General features: G+C 42.0%; 15 protein-coding genes. 9 read left to right on the plus strand and 6 right to left on the minus strand.

What is annotated here, in order from left to right:
• Positions 1 to 359: 359 nt before the first annotated feature.
• The 3 genes from rho (at position 360) to purS (ending at position 3,040) form a co-directional block, all read left to right on the plus strand.
• Positions 360 to 1,991 (plus strand): transcription termination factor Rho, encoded by a 1,632-nt coding sequence (gene rho / locus AC1DV1_RS26025; protein WP_477365803.1) that lies wholly within the window; start codon positions 360 to 362, stop codon positions 1,989 to 1,991.
• Positions 1,992 to 2,082: 91 nt separating this feature from the next.
• A complete protein-coding gene (locus AC1DV1_RS26030) occupies positions 2,083 to 2,805 on the plus strand; it encodes a CDP-alcohol phosphatidyltransferase family protein (protein WP_477365807.1) in 723 nt (240 codons plus the stop codon).
• Positions 2,786 to 3,040, plus strand: a complete 255-nt coding sequence (purS, locus tag AC1DV1_RS26035; RefSeq protein WP_090646069.1) for a phosphoribosylformylglycinamidine synthase subunit PurS — start codon at positions 2,786 to 2,788, stop codon at positions 3,038 to 3,040. Before AC1DV1_RS26030 ends, purS begins: the two co-directional genes overlap by 20 nt.
• Positions 3,041 to 3,206: 166 nt before the next feature.
• Here the strand turns inward: purS and AC1DV1_RS26040 are convergent, their stop codons facing one another.
• Positions 3,207 to 3,584 (minus strand): Hpt domain-containing protein, encoded by a 378-nt coding sequence (locus AC1DV1_RS26040; protein WP_477365810.1) that lies wholly within the window; start codon positions 3,582 to 3,584, stop codon positions 3,207 to 3,209.
• A gap of 24 nt (positions 3,585 to 3,608) precedes the next feature.
• Entirely contained in the window at positions 3,609 to 4,088 is a 480-nt protein-coding gene (gene folK / locus AC1DV1_RS26045) for a 2-amino-4-hydroxy-6-hydroxymethyldihydropteridine diphosphokinase (RefSeq protein WP_477365813.1), read from the minus strand.
• Between the two features lie 87 nt (positions 4,089 to 4,175).
• Here folK and sppA point away from each other — a divergent pair, with 87 nt between their 5' ends.
• Positions 4,176 to 5,948 carry a signal peptide peptidase SppA gene (sppA, locus tag AC1DV1_RS26050; protein WP_477365816.1) on the plus strand — a complete coding sequence of 591 codons (1,773 nt, stop codon included), beginning with the start codon at positions 4,176 to 4,178 and terminating at the stop codon, positions 5,946 to 5,948.
• Between the two features lie 75 nt (positions 5,949 to 6,023).
• Positions 6,024 to 6,482, plus strand: a complete 459-nt coding sequence (locus AC1DV1_RS26055; protein ID WP_477365819.1) for a hypothetical protein — start codon at positions 6,024 to 6,026, stop codon at positions 6,480 to 6,482.
• 133 nt (positions 6,483 to 6,615) lie between these two features.
• Here the strand turns inward: AC1DV1_RS26055 and AC1DV1_RS26060 are convergent, their stop codons facing one another.
• From AC1DV1_RS26060 to AC1DV1_RS26075, 4 genes are all read right to left on the minus strand, one after another.
• Positions 6,616 to 7,548, minus strand: coding sequence for a hypothetical protein (locus AC1DV1_RS26060; protein WP_477365822.1), 933 nt, complete (start codon positions 7,546 to 7,548; stop codon positions 6,616 to 6,618).
• A 259-nt stretch (positions 7,549 to 7,807) separates the two neighbouring features.
• The gene (locus tag AC1DV1_RS26065) at positions 7,808 to 8,596 is read right to left on the minus strand and encodes a carbon-nitrogen hydrolase family protein (RefSeq protein WP_477365825.1); all 789 of its coding nucleotides are present in this window, start codon (positions 8,594 to 8,596) and stop codon (positions 7,808 to 7,810) included.
• Positions 8,597 to 8,660: 64 nt separating this feature from the next.
• A complete protein-coding gene (locus AC1DV1_RS26070) occupies positions 8,661 to 9,410 on the minus strand; it encodes an ankyrin repeat domain-containing protein (protein ID WP_477365828.1) in 750 nt (249 codons plus the stop codon).
• 19 nt (positions 9,411 to 9,429) lie between these two features.
• On the minus strand, positions 9,430 to 10,011 hold the full coding sequence (locus tag AC1DV1_RS26075) for a hypothetical protein (protein WP_477365831.1): 582 nt from the start codon (positions 10,009 to 10,011) through the stop codon (positions 9,430 to 9,432).
• Between the two features lie 245 nt (positions 10,012 to 10,256).
• Between AC1DV1_RS26075 and AC1DV1_RS26080 the strand changes: the two genes are divergently transcribed.
• From AC1DV1_RS26080 to rfaE2, 4 genes are all read left to right on the plus strand, one after another.
• A complete protein-coding gene (locus tag AC1DV1_RS26080; RefSeq protein ID WP_477365834.1) occupies positions 10,257 to 11,939 on the plus strand; it encodes a helix-hairpin-helix domain-containing protein in 1,683 nt (560 codons plus the stop codon).
• Between the two features lie 96 nt (positions 11,940 to 12,035).
• Positions 12,036 to 13,055 (plus strand): D-glycero-beta-D-manno-heptose-7-phosphate kinase, encoded by a 1,020-nt coding sequence (gene rfaE1, locus AC1DV1_RS26085; protein ID WP_477365837.1) that lies wholly within the window; start codon positions 12,036 to 12,038, stop codon positions 13,053 to 13,055.
• Positions 13,056 to 13,154: 99 nt separating this feature from the next.
• Positions 13,155 to 13,712: a D-sedoheptulose 7-phosphate isomerase gene (locus tag AC1DV1_RS26090; RefSeq protein ID WP_477365840.1), complete on the plus strand. Its 558-nt coding sequence runs from the start codon at positions 13,155 to 13,157 to the stop codon at positions 13,710 to 13,712.
• 91 nt (positions 13,713 to 13,803) lie between these two features.
• Positions 13,804 to 14,307, plus strand: a complete 504-nt coding sequence (gene rfaE2 / locus AC1DV1_RS26095) for a D-glycero-beta-D-manno-heptose 1-phosphate adenylyltransferase (protein ID WP_477365843.1) — start codon at positions 13,804 to 13,806, stop codon at positions 14,305 to 14,307.
• The last annotated feature ends 8 nt before the right edge of the window (positions 14,308 to 14,315 follow it).

The following is a 14,315-nucleotide window of genomic DNA, read 5'->3' on the forward strand; positions in this document are numbered from 1 at the left end:
CGATATCATAGGGAGGGGTTAAATATTCGGATGGCAAAAAAACTAAAAATTTAGCTTAAACGTTATAACAGTGCAGATATTTATTTAATTAATTTGTTATTAAGAAATAATTGTTTAGAATTGCATCGTTTTCCTTTAAATTTTTTCTTGCACCAAAGAAACAATTTAAAACCCCACGATTTTTATTAACTAATGTTTTGAGTGGGTTTGGATGTTTATTTAATCAATGCTTCAAGATCAATTTCTTACTATAACGCCCCGTGTGTAACAACGTATAAGCCAAAATGCACATGGAAGTTTTATAACCGTTTGAAAACTATTTACGATATTAAAAATCCCTTTGAACTATAATTCATATCATGTCTGATAAAATCGAATTGAACGACAAACTCGTTTCAGAGTTGCGCGATATTGCAAAAAATTTAGGTATTGCTGAGGCCGACGAACTACGTAAAGCACAGCTAATTGCACGTATTATTGAACAACAACAATTAATTGAGGCCGCAAGGGTACAACAGAACATTGTTGAACAAAATTATGCACCGATTACAGCCGAGCCTGTAGCCGAAGAAGCCGGTGAAAAAACACGTAAGCGTACCCGCGTGTTAAAACCAAAAACTCAGCCCCGCGTTGAAGTACCCTTGGATGATACCAACAATTTTGAAGAGGAAGAGGACGACCAGAACAATGCCAGTCTTGTAAATGATACTACAACAACAGCGCCTGTAAGCGGCGAAATACCAGACAATCAACCTGGTGAATCGGCCCCAAAAGCAGAAGTACCATCTGCTGAGGTACGTCCGCAAAAATTTGACAGGCGCGCCAATGGCAACCCTAACCAGCAAAAAGCACAGGAGCCTGCTATTAACCTTGACTTTGATAATGTTATTGTTAACGAAGGAGTATTGGAGATTATGCCCGATGGTTACGGTTTCCTGCGATCATCTGATTACAACTACCTTACATCTCCCGATGATATTTACGTATCACAATCGCAAATAAAACTTTTTGGCTTAAAAACAGGTGATACCGTTCGCGGCAGCATCCGCCCGCCAAAAGAAGGCGAAAAATATTTCCCTTTGGTACGTGTGGAAGCCATTAATGGCCGTATCCCTGCCGAAGTTCGTGACCGCGTTCCGTTTGATCACTTAACCCCACTTTTCCCGTCTGAGAAACTGAGCTTGTTCACTGATGCAGGTAACTATTCAACCCGCATTATGGATTTGTTCTCGCCTATTGGTAAAGGTCAGCGTGGATTAATTGTGGCCCAGCCTAAAACAGGTAAAACTATGTTATTAAAGGATGTGGCTAATGCCATTGCAAAAAACCATCCTGAAGTGTACCTTATTATATTGCTGATTGACGAACGCCCTGAAGAGGTAACCGATATGGCCCGCAGCGTACGCGCCGAAGTGGTATCATCAACATTTGATGAGCCTGCTGAGCGCCACGTAAAAATAGCCAATATTGTTTTGGAGAAAGCAAAACGTATGGTAGAGTGCGGCCATGACGTGGTGATCCTTTTGGATTCAATTACCCGCCTGGCCCGTGCTTATAATACAGTTGCACCAGCATCCGGTAAAATACTATCGGGTGGTGTTGATGCCAACGCATTACACAAACCTAAACGCTTTTTTGGCGCGGCCCGTAACATCGAAGATGGCGGTTCATTAACCATCATCGCTACCGCCCTTACAGAAACCGGCTCAAAAATGGACGAGGTTATTTTTGAAGAGTTTAAAGGTACCGGTAACATGGAGTTACAGCTGGATCGTAAACTTTCAAACAAACGTATTTTCCCTGCTATTGATATCACTGCATCAAGTACCCGCCGCGACGATCTGTTGCTTGACCGCGAAACGCTGCAACGCATCTGGATATTGCGTAACCACCTGGCCGACATGAACTCGCAAGAATCAATGGAGTTTTTACAGGCCCAAATAAGGGGTACCAAAACCAACGAAGAGTTCCTGATTTCGATGAATTCTTAATATTTTAGTGGTAATGAAGTTATATTTAATGTAAATATTATTTGTAACTTCATTATTACTTAATAAAATCCTGATAACTTCGTAACACAAAATGAAGAGACGAGTTAGAAAACACCTGCCCAATACCATAACTTGCGCCAACCTGTTTAGCGGCTGTATAGGCATCGTGTTTGCCTTTCAGGGTAATTTATTAATCGCATCGTACGCCATTTTTCTGGCTGCCATTTTTGATTTTTTTGATGGCTTTGCATCCAGGGTACTCAACTCCTACTCGTTTATAGGCAAAGACCTTGATTCGCTGGCAGACATGGTAAGCTTTGGTTTTTTACCATCGGCTATATTATATGAACTGTTTTTAAAGGCCCCGCAAATTGCGCACATCAGCGAGTATTTGTGCTACCTGGCTTTTTTAATAACCGTATTTTCGGCTTTACGCCTGGCCAAATTCAATAATGATACCCGGCAGTCAGATAGCTTCATTGGCCTGCCAACACCTGCCAATGCTATATTTATAGCATCGCTGCCATTGATTATCGAACAGTACGAAGTTTTGGCCCGGTTTATCCTAAATCCGTATACATTAACGATACTTATAGTTATCATGTGTACCCTGCTGGTATCCGAATTGCCGCTGATGTCGCTTAAATTCAAGAACCGCGACTTCAATAAAAACATTTTCCGTTATTTACTGCTCATGTTTTCGGCAATACTGATTCTATTTTTTAAATTTGTGGCAGTTCCGGTGGTTATATTTATGTACATCACCTTATCTTTAATTCAAACAAGACTCACAAATGACAAAATTCCAGGCTGAAATTGACGTAATGCCCAAAAAAGAAATTCTTGACCCGCAAGGAAAAGCAGTAACCGGAAGCATGAAAAACCTCGGTTTAGCCGAAATTCAAAACGTACGTATTGGCAAACATATCACCCTTGAACTTGAAGCCGACAGCGCCGAAACAGCACACAGCAAAGTAGACGAAGCCTGCAAAAACTTATTGGCAAACCTTATTATGGAAAGCTATACTTTTAAGGTAGTAGAAGTTTAGTTTTTGAGGGAAAAGGTGAAAGGAAAAAGGCGAAAGGTTTGCTGGCAATCTAATCGAAAAAGTGACATTAAATATAAAGGGCGAATGATAGTTTTTATCATTCGCCCTTTTCATTTTCGGTTTCCGGTGAAAACCTTTTGCCTTTAACCTTTTACCTTTGGCCTAACTAAAGACTTGCTTCTTTTTCCGCTTTAATTTGCTGCAGGGTAATCAAATTAGCATTAACAGTGGCTTTTACCTGGTTAAATTTGGCAAAAATTTCTGCCGGGTTTTGACCGCCTCCTTTACAAGCCAATTCAACTTCCTGTATAGTAGCCTGGCTTATTGGCATTCCAAAAAAACCCAGGTTAGGTTTCAATTTATGCGATGCCTTCCCGGCCTCAGTCCAGTCGCCCGATTCAAGGGCAGCAGTTATAGCACCCAATAATTGTGGTGTTTGCTCCAGGAACATACCAATAGATTCAACAATAAATTCATCGCTGCCATYGGCAATTTCATATAGGAAAGAAAGATCAAAGTCTTGTTCTGGTGAAATATCTGACATATAAAGATTTATGAATATTCAAAATTATACTTTTTTTACGACCAAGTCATCAATAAGTTCACTTTTTAACTGTAAAATATTTTTTTTTATTCCGGGGTGCTCAAATTCGGGCGCCAACTCAGCCAAAGGCTCTAAAGTAAACCTCCGTTTATGCATTTCTGGGTGTGGTACCTTCAAATCCGGTTCATCAATAATGACATCGCCGTAAAACAAAATATCAATATCAATGGTCCGCGAGCCCCATTTTTCTTCGCGCCTGCGTCCCATTAACAGCTCAATTGCCAATATTTTTTCAAGTACTTCCCGCGCTGTAAAATCGGTTTGCAACAGTAGCACCTGGTTTAAATAGTCGGGCGCATCTGTTTTGCCCCATGATTGGGTTTCATAAACAGATGACGCCTTTAGTACGGGCGCCACATCTGCTTCAATGCGCTCAATTGCCTCATTCAGCAGCAATTTTCTGTCGCCAAGGTTACTGCCCAAAAGTAAAAAAACATCAATCATGTTGTAACAAATATTATAGAACAGGCTCTTACCACTATACGGTATTGAATTACTAAGTTTGCATAGTTAAACAGATTTATAACATTAATGAAACAATTCTTCAAATTCGTTTTTGCCACCATGCTGGGGTTAGTATTAACAACAGTGATACTGGTTTTTATAATTGTAGGTATAATAGTTGCCGCCAGCGGTGAAAAAGAGGTAGAAGTTGAGCCCGGTTCTGTGTTACACATGGCGTTTACCACGCCAATAACCGAGCGTACGCCAAACAACCCGCTTGCCGGGTTAAGCTTTTTAGGGTTAAACAGTGATAAATCAACCGGTTTAAACGATATTTTGGCCAACATTAAAAAAGCCAAGTCCGATAGCAACATCAAAGGTATCTTTTTGGACGAAAGTTACATGACATCGGGCCAGGCTACCACCGAAGAAATTCGTAATGCATTAATCGACTTTAAAAAATCGCACAAGTTTGTTATCGCCTACTCTGAAATTTACACCCAAGGCTTTTACTACCTGGCATCAGTTGCCGATAAAGTATACATGAACCCCAAAGGTATTTTTGAATTTACAGGTTTTAGCCAGCAAGTTACCTTCCTGAAAGGCGCACTTGATAAATTGGGCATCGAGGTACAAATTATTAAGGTAGGCACTTACAAAAGCGCAGTTGAGCCTTTATTCCTCACCAAAATGAGCGAACCTAACCGTTTGCAGGTTACCTCCTATTTAGGTTCGTTATATGACCATTTTTTAACAGGCATCAGCACAAGCCGGGGTATTAATAAAGATTCGTTGTTTAATTATGCCAATAGCGGTCGCGTTCAATTCCCCGAAGACGCGGTAAAACTAAAGCTGATAGATGGCCTGAAATATAAGGACGAACTATTAGATGAACTTAGGCAGCGCACAGGCAAGGGCAAAAAAGAAGATATTGCAAGCGTTGACCTTGATGAGTATACCAAAAGTAAAACCGACGATAATACTGACGACGATAATTCGTCAAAAAATCGCATAGCTATTGTTTATGCCAGCGGCGATATAACCGGCGGCCAGGGCGATGATAACAGCATCGGATCTGAAAGAATTTCAAAAGCTATCCGTAAAGTACGTTTAGACAACAAAGTAAAGGCCGTTGTATTACGGGTTAACTCGCCCGGTGGCAGTTCATTGGCATCTGATGTGATATGGCGCGAAGTTGCGCTTACCAAAAAAGTGAAACCCATTATTGTATCGATGGGCGATTACGCCGCGTCGGGTGGCTACTATATCAGTTGTGCGGCCGATTCGATATTTGCCGAACCTAATACTATAACGGGATCGATAGGCATTTTTGCTGTATTGCCCAACATGCAAAAACTGTTTAATGACAAGCTGGGCGTTACTTTTGATGGTGTAAAAACCGGAAAATATGCCGACTTGGGCGACGTGAGCCGGCCATTAACTCCAGAAGAAAGGGCGATATTGCAAAACAACGTGAACCATGGTTATGACGATTTTACAAAAGCCGTTGCAGCAGGCCGTGGCAAAACACAAGCCTACATCAACAGCATTGGCCAGGGCCGGGTTTGGACCGGCGCACAGGCTATAAAAATTGGCCTGGTTGATCGGTTGGGCAATATTAACGATGCTATTGCATCGGCTGCTAAGAAGGCTAAGCTTAAAAACTATAACCTGGTAAGCTACCCCGAGCAAAAAAGTTTCTTTAAACAGCTCGACAGCGATGTAACCGGCCAGATGAAAACCAAAATGATGAAATCGGAATTAGGCGATAATTACCGCGTGTACGAGCAATTAAAAGGCCTTACCCAAATAATGCGCACCCCACAGGCCAGGCTGCCCTATGAAATTGTGATCAAGTAAGTTTTATGTTATATTTTGAAAGAAGAGCTGCCCATTGGGTGGCTCTTCTTATTTTAGTAAAYAATTAAATCTATAATGGTCCATCATCTTAATTTCTATACATCGCATAATCAATTCTATATTTTTGACAAAGGTTCTGAGGGCGATACTGCATCTGATAATTTTCGGACAGCGGAAGCTTTTGATGATAGGCTTGCAATTGAAGATGGCGTGTTAGGGGTCGGTACCGAATGTTACGGACCAATAAAAGGCGAATTAGAATTAATAGATACCAAAAATACATCGTTAGATTTAAGTGACTTTGATCATGTTGTGGAAGGAGGCTTGGTAGTAAAATCGGGGATTATACAAATACTCGATTGCCCAACCTCTGCTGTTCTATTAGAAATCTGGGTGCACCCAGGTACTTATAGCGTAAGAGTATATTCGTCAAACCTTGAGTCGGTAGTTGGAGATGACGGCGATGATTTTTATAGGATAGAGATTTGGCCGGAAGACAAGATGCACAGAACTGTATTGAAGAGGTATTTTTAGTAATTTGATAAACATGTTAAAACCATTTGCCTTTTACCTTATGATCTTCCTTTTTTAAATGCAAAAAACAAACAATGCCTCAGTAATTATACCCGACATTGTTTGTTCAATATTATTTACAGCAGGCTAATAATTAATCTTGAATATGCAACGCCGCTTTCAATTCATTATAGTTTTTCAATTTGATGGCAGCTATGTGTACTCCGCCAGGTATAATCACATACCTGTAACTATGGGCATTTGAAATACTGCCATAAACGTTGTTGTTATTTTTCATGCTGATTTGCACATTACCCAATGTATAAAGGCCCGACCAGATATCAATTTCGGGGGTTGTACCGCTTAAGTAATTAACTACAACAGGCAATGGCGACACCTGGTCTGTTGGCCAGATCACGGGGTTGTAGCCATTCAATTTGGCATAAACCACCACAACGCCTTTATCTAATATATCCTGGGTTATTTTGGGTTCAACAACATTGTATGTAAAGGTGCTTGTGCTAAAAACGGTTGTTTTTACATACGATGGCGGTGTAAACCAATCAGAGTAAATAACATTTGCAGTACCGGGATCGCCCTTTGGCCCTTTCAGGTTAATTGGGGCCGGCCATGTACCGCCAATTTTGGGCCCGTAAAATAAGTAGGTAGCAGTGTTCAAATAATAGTCGCCATCGGCACCTACTGCTGCACCGGGTGCAACATTGCCGCTTTTAATGGTTGAACCATCGGCCCCGGCCGCACCGGCCGCACCAGTCGCGCCGGTTGCGCCTGTTGCTCCCTTTAAGCTAAAAGGCGAACCCCAGCCAGCGGCGGTTTTGGGACCATAAAAGCCACTTGTTGCGGTATTGATGTAAAAATCGCCATTGATACCGAGCGTTGCCGCAGGGGCAGTAGTGCCCGAGTAAATTTTGGTTCCATCGGCACCGGTTGCGCCTACTGCTCCGGCAGCACCGGTTGTACCTTGTGAACCGGCAGGCCCGGCAGGGCCTACTGCTCCGTCTTTACCGCAAGAAGTTATTGCCAATACAACAACCGCCAGTAACTGTAATAAATAGATCTTTTTCATTTGGATAGATTTTAGAGATTTTTAATAAATAAACTTATGCTGATTGAAACAAAATTTCTTTATTGTTTAATCAAGGGCTAAAGTCGGCAGGCGCCGAAAAAAATCTATCAGGAGATTCACGCAAACGCGAACGTATTATTACCTATTTTACATCGCGTATAAGTGCTTGCCTTTTTAGGTAGAATTACCAAAAGGCTTTTTGGGGCAACGAAAACACTATTGACCATAGTGCAATATTATATACCGGAAGACAGTATACTTAAATATATAGTTGTGGTTTAAACCTCCTGGCCAACAAGCCTGTAGCTAAGTCAGGATCAATGTCGGCAACAATCACCCCTATTTTACCATAAATTTCGTGAGCTACGCATGTACCATCCGGTGCAATAATACAGCTGGCCGAATCGGGATATTTAAACGCGTAGTTCGAACTGGCGAAATAGATGGTATTTTCCATTGCCCTTAGCATAATGGCCTTTTCATAATATGGATTGTCCTTGCTGCCCCATTCTGTAAGCTCAATGCCCTGGATATTACTGCCCGTACAATGCGGATGAAATACTATTTTAGCATCATTGCGGGCTGCCCACCGTACCGATTCGGGGTAGCGGAAACCTTCGTGACATATGGTAATACCAAATTTAACCCCATTTACTTCAAAAATATGGCGCTCGGTTCCGGGGATCCAGATGTTATCTTCAGTAGGATCTAACTGGTTTTTGGTTTGATAACCCAACACCTCGCCTGTTTTTGATATTACATGGGCTATGTTTAAAACACCGCCAATGGTATACCAATCCATGGGCATTATAATAGTTATTGAATTTGTTGCCGCCATGGCGCATACTTCTGCTAAAGCCAACCGCATTTTTTCGGGCGAACTTGTTTCTACCCCAAATTCTTCAGCAGGGTAACCGGGGATATAGGATTCGGGAAAACAGATGATCTCTGCCTGTTGATTTGCAGCTTCCTGGATCAAAAATTCGGCCTGTTGCAAACCCTCTTTAATAGATGCCGGCATTGGTGGCGAAGCTATAGCAATTTTCATCTTTCTAAATTATATCTTAAAATTAGCAAATCCAATAATGTGTACGTTATACCTTTAAGTAAGCCTATCCCCTTTTTAAATAAGCATTGGGTACATTATTTGGTAAGTAATCAATTCCGTACGCGTGTTTCAACAACAATCTTACTATTTCCATTACAGTCGCCTCTTTACGGTGAACCTGGGGTAACGAGCCCATCATGGCGTAGCTTACCGGATTAACAGCGGGCATCAAGGTTTCCCATTCGTACCCTTTACCCCAAATAAGCCCTTTAACAGTGATTGATAAATCGGCACCATTTTGCAGCAGGAAGTGGAGCATATCAATTGAACTATTGCCATTTTGATTTACCGTATGGAATATTGGTGTATGGCCGCCAAAACCGTATTGGTCAAGGGCACCTTTGGCATTAACATCGGCACCGTATTGCAACAGCACTTCGGCACAGGCAGGGCTATTATATTCGGCGCAGTAATGCATCAAAGTTGCGCCGGTAAGTGGCGTATAGGTATTGTGGTGTATCGCGTATGTTTTTGGTATAATTTGTGGATCATTAATAATGCACGATTTTAACTTTTCAACATCATGCGCCAGCACAGCCAAAAGTGCCTGGTCTTCAAACTCCAAACCGGCATCAATAAACGCCCGGATACAATCTTTAAATTTGGGGCTGCGGTAATACATCTCGACCATGGTGGTAAAAAGCGGCACGCCATCATGAACGTCGTTTGGGCTTCCTCCATCAATAAAATATTGCTTAATTCCTTCAACGGAATGCACTTCGGTGGCGTAAAGGATTTGGTTGTAATCGGGCATAATTCTTTGGTTTTAACGTTTACAATAACAATTTATCCCTGCCGTCTTTTATAAAATCATCAAGCCATACAACAGTAGATAGTGTATTAACTTCCGTTGCGGCCTTAACAAGCGGAACAAATTTTCGAGGTATCCACGCATACAATATTCGCCCCCAATTATTCCTGGCCATGTAAAACCAGGTATCAATGGGCGGACAATCGTGTTTATCTATTATGCCAAGTGATTCCTTCTCCGAAAATCCGTCGACTATTACACAATCTACCTCTGCAACTACTATTTCACCCTGATATACTTCATTTGAATTCAAAATGCTAGCGGCTTGCATTTTGCGCACCAATTGCAGTTGAAACAGTTTATCATAAATTATTTCATTCTCAGTTTGTGTGGGGTCTATATTCCAAATCACCCTTATCTCTTCTTCAGAAGCACCGAAAAACCTTACTCGCCTGAAAGAAAAAATAGCTTTTCCGTCAATTACCGGGTTAATACTTCTCAATATCTCACCTGCCGGTTTACCTTCGGTGTTGAGTTGCATATCACAATAAACCTGTGTAAGCAAGAGTTTTTTTTGAAATTCGTCCTGGTTTATGTGGATCATGGTATTGATTACTTTAGCAACTTACTATCAAATTTACGAAGTTTAAAAAACTTCATAAGTTTCGTTTTGATATTGTTCATTCTAAAAGTCTAATTCACACAAATTTGGATAAAGGCCCCAGAACTTTATTTTAACCTTCAATCATCTGCACATTTGAAATCTGAAATCTGCACTTCTGCAAAACAAACCATCACACAACACTGTCTTTACAATGGCTTTTTGTATTTTTGCCGCTCAATTTAATTATGGAAAATAAACCCATAGCCCGCAAGCTTCGATTACTATCGCAACTCATGGAATTGCATGAGGTTAATCCGTTTAAAATTAAGTCGATAGCTAATGCCGCTTTTAAGGTTGATAAGCTGCCCTTCCCTATTGCCGGTAAAACACTGGCCGAACTGGAAAAGGTTGACGGCGTTGGCAAAAGCATTGCCGGCAAAATCATCGAGCTCCTGGAAACCGGCACCATGGCCGAAATGGAAGAAATGCTTGCCCAAACACCCGAAGGCGTGGTAGAGATGATGCACATTAAAGGCATTGGCCCCAAAAAAGTGGCTATTATATGGAGGGAGCTTGGGATTGAAAACACAGGAGAACTTTTTTACGCCTGTAACGAAAACCGCCTGATTGAGGCCAAAGGTTTCGGACTGAAAACACAGGAAGAAATCCGTAAAGCAATCGAGTTTAGGATGGCCAGCAACGGCAAATTCCTGTTTGCCCAGGTCGAAAAAGAAGCTAACGAACTGATGGATGCGGTGAAAGCGGTATTCCCCGGCGCATTGAAACATTTTGCCGGTGAATTCAGGAGGCTGAATGATATCATTACCGAACTTGTAATTGTTATTGGCAGCATAGATCAGCAGATTGCTTACGATGCTTTTTTAGCATCGGAAATACTTCAAAATGTTGCGCAGAACGAAAACCATATTTCGGGCGAGCTGAAGAATGGCTTACTGGTTGATATTGTTTGTGTAGAAAAAGGTGATTATTATTTAGAGCTTTTTAAAAATACCGGCACTGATGATCATGTACAGGCCGTTTTAGACCGCATCAATACCCCGCTTCAGCAACCCGAGACTGAAGAACTCATATATACCAAAGCAGGCCTGGCCTGGATGCAGCCCGAACTGCGCGAAGGAACCATGTTTATTGAAAAGGCCGAAACAAACACGCTGCCAACACTTATAAACTGGCACGATTTAAAAGGCAGCCTGCATAACCACAGTACCTGGAGCGATGGCGTAAACACCGTGGAAGAAATGGCCCTTTACTGCCGGGATACCCTGAAGCTGGAATACCTGGGCATGTGCGACCACAGTAAAAGCGCTTTTTATGCAAAGGGGCTGACCATTGAACGCGTGCTGCAACAACAGGAAGAAATTGACCACCTGAACAAAAAGCTGGATGGCTTTCATATATTTAAAGGTATCGAATCGGACATTTTGTACGATGGCGCATTGGATTACCCGGATGAGATCTTGAAAAAATTCGATTTCATTGTAGCATCGGTACACTCTATATTAAAAATGGACGAGGCCAAAGCTACGTCAAGGCTGATAACCGCCATTGAAAACCCTTACACCACCATACTGGGCCACCCTACAGGCAGGTTGCTGTTAAGCCGTAAAGGTTACCCTATTGATTATAAAAAAGTAATTGACGCCTGTGCCGCCAACAATGTGATAATTGAAATAAATGCCAACCCGCTAAGGCTTGATCTTGACTGGCGCTGGCACCAATACGCGCTGCAAAAAGGTGTTGTGCTATCCATAAACCCCGATGCCCACCGCCTGGAAGGCCACCTGGACATGCATTATGGTATTTTAGCAGCCCGCAAAGGAGGCCTGTATAAGGAAATGTGCTTAAACGCGTTATCATTACCAGAGATTACCAAGGTATTTGAAAAGAAGAGAAATGGTGAAAGGTAAATGTGGACGGCGTAAGGTAAGAGGTAAAACGCCAATTGACAGCGCAGCGAAATGACTAATGACAGCGCAGCGAATGACCAATGACAGCGAAACGAAATGATCAGCGCAGCAAAATGGACTAATGAACAAATGAACCAACTAAAAGATAAAGTACACGCTATACAATCATCAGGTGCAAAACCACAAATACTCGTTATAGGAGATTTGATGGTTGACCATTATATAATAGGTGGTGCCACAAGGCTTTCGCCAGAGGCTCCGGTGCCTATTGTAAATGTTAAAAAAGAAACCTACACCCTTGGCGGTGCAGGCAATGTAGTGCAAAACCTGGTATCCCTTGGCGCGGGCGTTTCTGTGGCAGGTGTAATTGGCGATGATACGGCAGCTACACAGGTATTTGATATCCTGGCTAACGAAGGCGTACAAACCCTTGGTATTATCAAGGATAGCAGCCGCCCTACTACGGTTAAAACCAGGGTATTGGCGGGCAGTCACCAATTGGTGAGGGTAGATAGGGAAGTAACGGATACCGTTTCTGCAGCTATTGAAGATGAGCTGATTGATAAATTAGGCAGTTATATTGAACAGGCGGATATGGTAATATTGTCCGATTACAACAAAGGTCTTTTTTCACCATCATTAACTCAGCGGGTTATCATCCAGGCCACCAAATACGGTAAAAAAGTAGTAATTGACCCCAAGGGGCTCAATTACGAAAAGTATAAAGGTGCATTTATTATCAAACCAAACCGCAAGGAACTGGCCGAAGCGGCTAAAGTAGAAAAGATAAATTCTATCGAAAGCCTGCAAGAAGCATCAAATGTTATCTTTGACCAAACAGGCACCGAGTATATAGTAGTTACCTTATCCGAAGAAGGAATGGTAATACTAAGCCAATCAAAGTATACAGCGTTGCCTGTAAAAGCAACCGAAGTGTTTGACGTAACCGGTGCAGGCGATACGGTTTTAGCAACCATGGCTTATTTTATTGCCTCGGGCCTGTCTGTTGAAGAAGCTTGTGAATTAGCAAACCATGCGGCAGCAATAGTGATACGCCACGTAGGCAGCGCCACAACAACCATCGACGAGATTATTAAAGACATGGAAAGAAGCTGAAGGCTTAAAGCTATAAGCAGAAAGCTAAAAGCGAAAGGATTTTTTAGAACCAAATAAGAATATCCGAAAACTAAAAAATTAACAATTCAAAACTATAAAATGGTTTTAAAAGAACTTATAGATCATCAAAACACGATAAAACTGGTTATTGATACACTGCAAAGCGATATTGAAACTGCCTGTGAGATGATTACCACGACTGTCAAAAACGGCAATAAAGTTTTATTTGCAGGTAATGGCGGCAGCGCGGCAGATGCACAACACCTGGCAGCCGAATTAACCGGTCGTTTTGTAAAGGAACGGAAAGCATTACCAGGGATAGCTTTAACAGTAGATACATCAGCAATGACGGCCATTGCCAATGATTACCATTACGATAGGGTATTTGCGCGCCAGGTTGAAGCCTTTGCCAAGCCCGGCGATTTGTTTATAGGCATATCTACCAGTGGCAACAGCCAGGGAATTTTAAACGCATTTGAAACGGCTGCTCAATATGGCTGCAAAAGTTTAGGATTATCTGGCCGGGACGGCGGTAAAATGAACGGAGCCTGCGATTTGAACATCGTGGTACCATCAAACACTACAGCCCGCATCCAGGAAATGCATATCCTGATAGGTCATATTATGTGCCAGGCGGTTGATAACTTGTTTGATTAAAAAATGTAGAGATGCATATTTACGTCTCCTGCCAAACATTCATATTTGCATACGGAGACACAAATACGTGTCTCTACCCCAAAGTAACATCATGAGAATCGACCTCGAAAAAACACTTACCGGCAAAATTAATGACCTGACATCGCTTAAAAGCCAGGTACAAAGCTGGCAAAGTGAAGGACAAAAGGTGGTATTTACCAATGGCGTGTTCGATTTACTGCATATTGGCCACATCACCTACCTGGCCAAAGCTGCCGAACTGGGCGATAAACTGATTATCGGGCTTAATGCCGATAGCTCGGTAAGGCGCATCAAGGGCGAAAGCAGGCCGGTTAACGACCAGAATAGCCGTGCAGCGATATTAGCAGCTTTGTTTTTTGTAGATGCGATAGTAGTTTTTGAAGAGGATACACCGCTAAATTTAATCAGCACCCTGCTGCCCGACTATTTGGTAAAAGGTGCCGATTATTCGGTAGAGAATATAGTTGGGGCCAAAGAGGTGATAGCCAACGGCGGCGAGGTTAAAACCATTAATTTTGTGGAAGGCTATTCCTCAACTTCGATAATCAACAAAATCAGGAGCCAAATTTCCTGATAAGGCAG

The sequence above is a fragment of the Mucilaginibacter sp. P4_D1 genome (genome assembly GCF_056401935.1).

Coding starts and splice junctions, on each gene's coding strand:
- rho (WP_477365803.1), top strand. CDS start 360: ATGTCTGATAAAATCGAATTGAACGACAAACTCGTTTCAGAGTTGCGC.
- AC1DV1_RS26030 (WP_477365807.1), top strand. CDS start 2,083: ATGAAGAGACGAGTTAGAAAACACCTGCCCAATACCATAACTTGCGCC.
- purS (WP_090646069.1), top strand. CDS start 2,786: ATGACAAAATTCCAGGCTGAAATTGACGTAATGCCCAAAAAAGAAATT.
- folK (WP_477365813.1), bottom strand. CDS start 4,088: ATGATTGATGTTTTTTTACTTTTGGGCAGTAACCTTGGCGACAGAAAA.
- sppA (WP_477365816.1), top strand. CDS start 4,176: ATGAAACAATTCTTCAAATTCGTTTTTGCCACCATGCTGGGGTTAGTA.
- AC1DV1_RS26055 (WP_477365819.1), top strand. CDS start 6,024: ATGGTCCATCATCTTAATTTCTATACATCGCATAATCAATTCTATATT.
- AC1DV1_RS26060 (WP_477365822.1), bottom strand. CDS start 7,548: ATGAAAAAGATCTATTTATTACAGTTACTGGCGGTTGTTGTATTGGCA.
- AC1DV1_RS26065 (WP_477365825.1), bottom strand. CDS start 8,596: ATGAAAATTGCTATAGCTTCGCCACCAATGCCGGCATCTATTAAAGAG.
- AC1DV1_RS26070 (WP_477365828.1), bottom strand. CDS start 9,410: ATGCCCGATTACAACCAAATCCTTTACGCCACCGAAGTGCATTCCGTT.
- AC1DV1_RS26075 (WP_477365831.1), bottom strand. CDS start 10,011: ATGATCCACATAAACCAGGACGAATTTCAAAAAAAACTCTTGCTTACA.
- AC1DV1_RS26080 (WP_477365834.1), top strand. CDS start 10,257: ATGGAAAATAAACCCATAGCCCGCAAGCTTCGATTACTATCGCAACTC.
- rfaE1 (WP_477365837.1), top strand. CDS start 12,036: ATGATCAGCGCAGCAAAATGGACTAATGAACAAATGAACCAACTAAAA.
- AC1DV1_RS26090 (WP_477365840.1), top strand. CDS start 13,155: ATGGTTTTAAAAGAACTTATAGATCATCAAAACACGATAAAACTGGTT.
- rfaE2 (WP_477365843.1), top strand. CDS start 13,804: ATGAGAATCGACCTCGAAAAAACACTTACCGGCAAAATTAATGACCTG.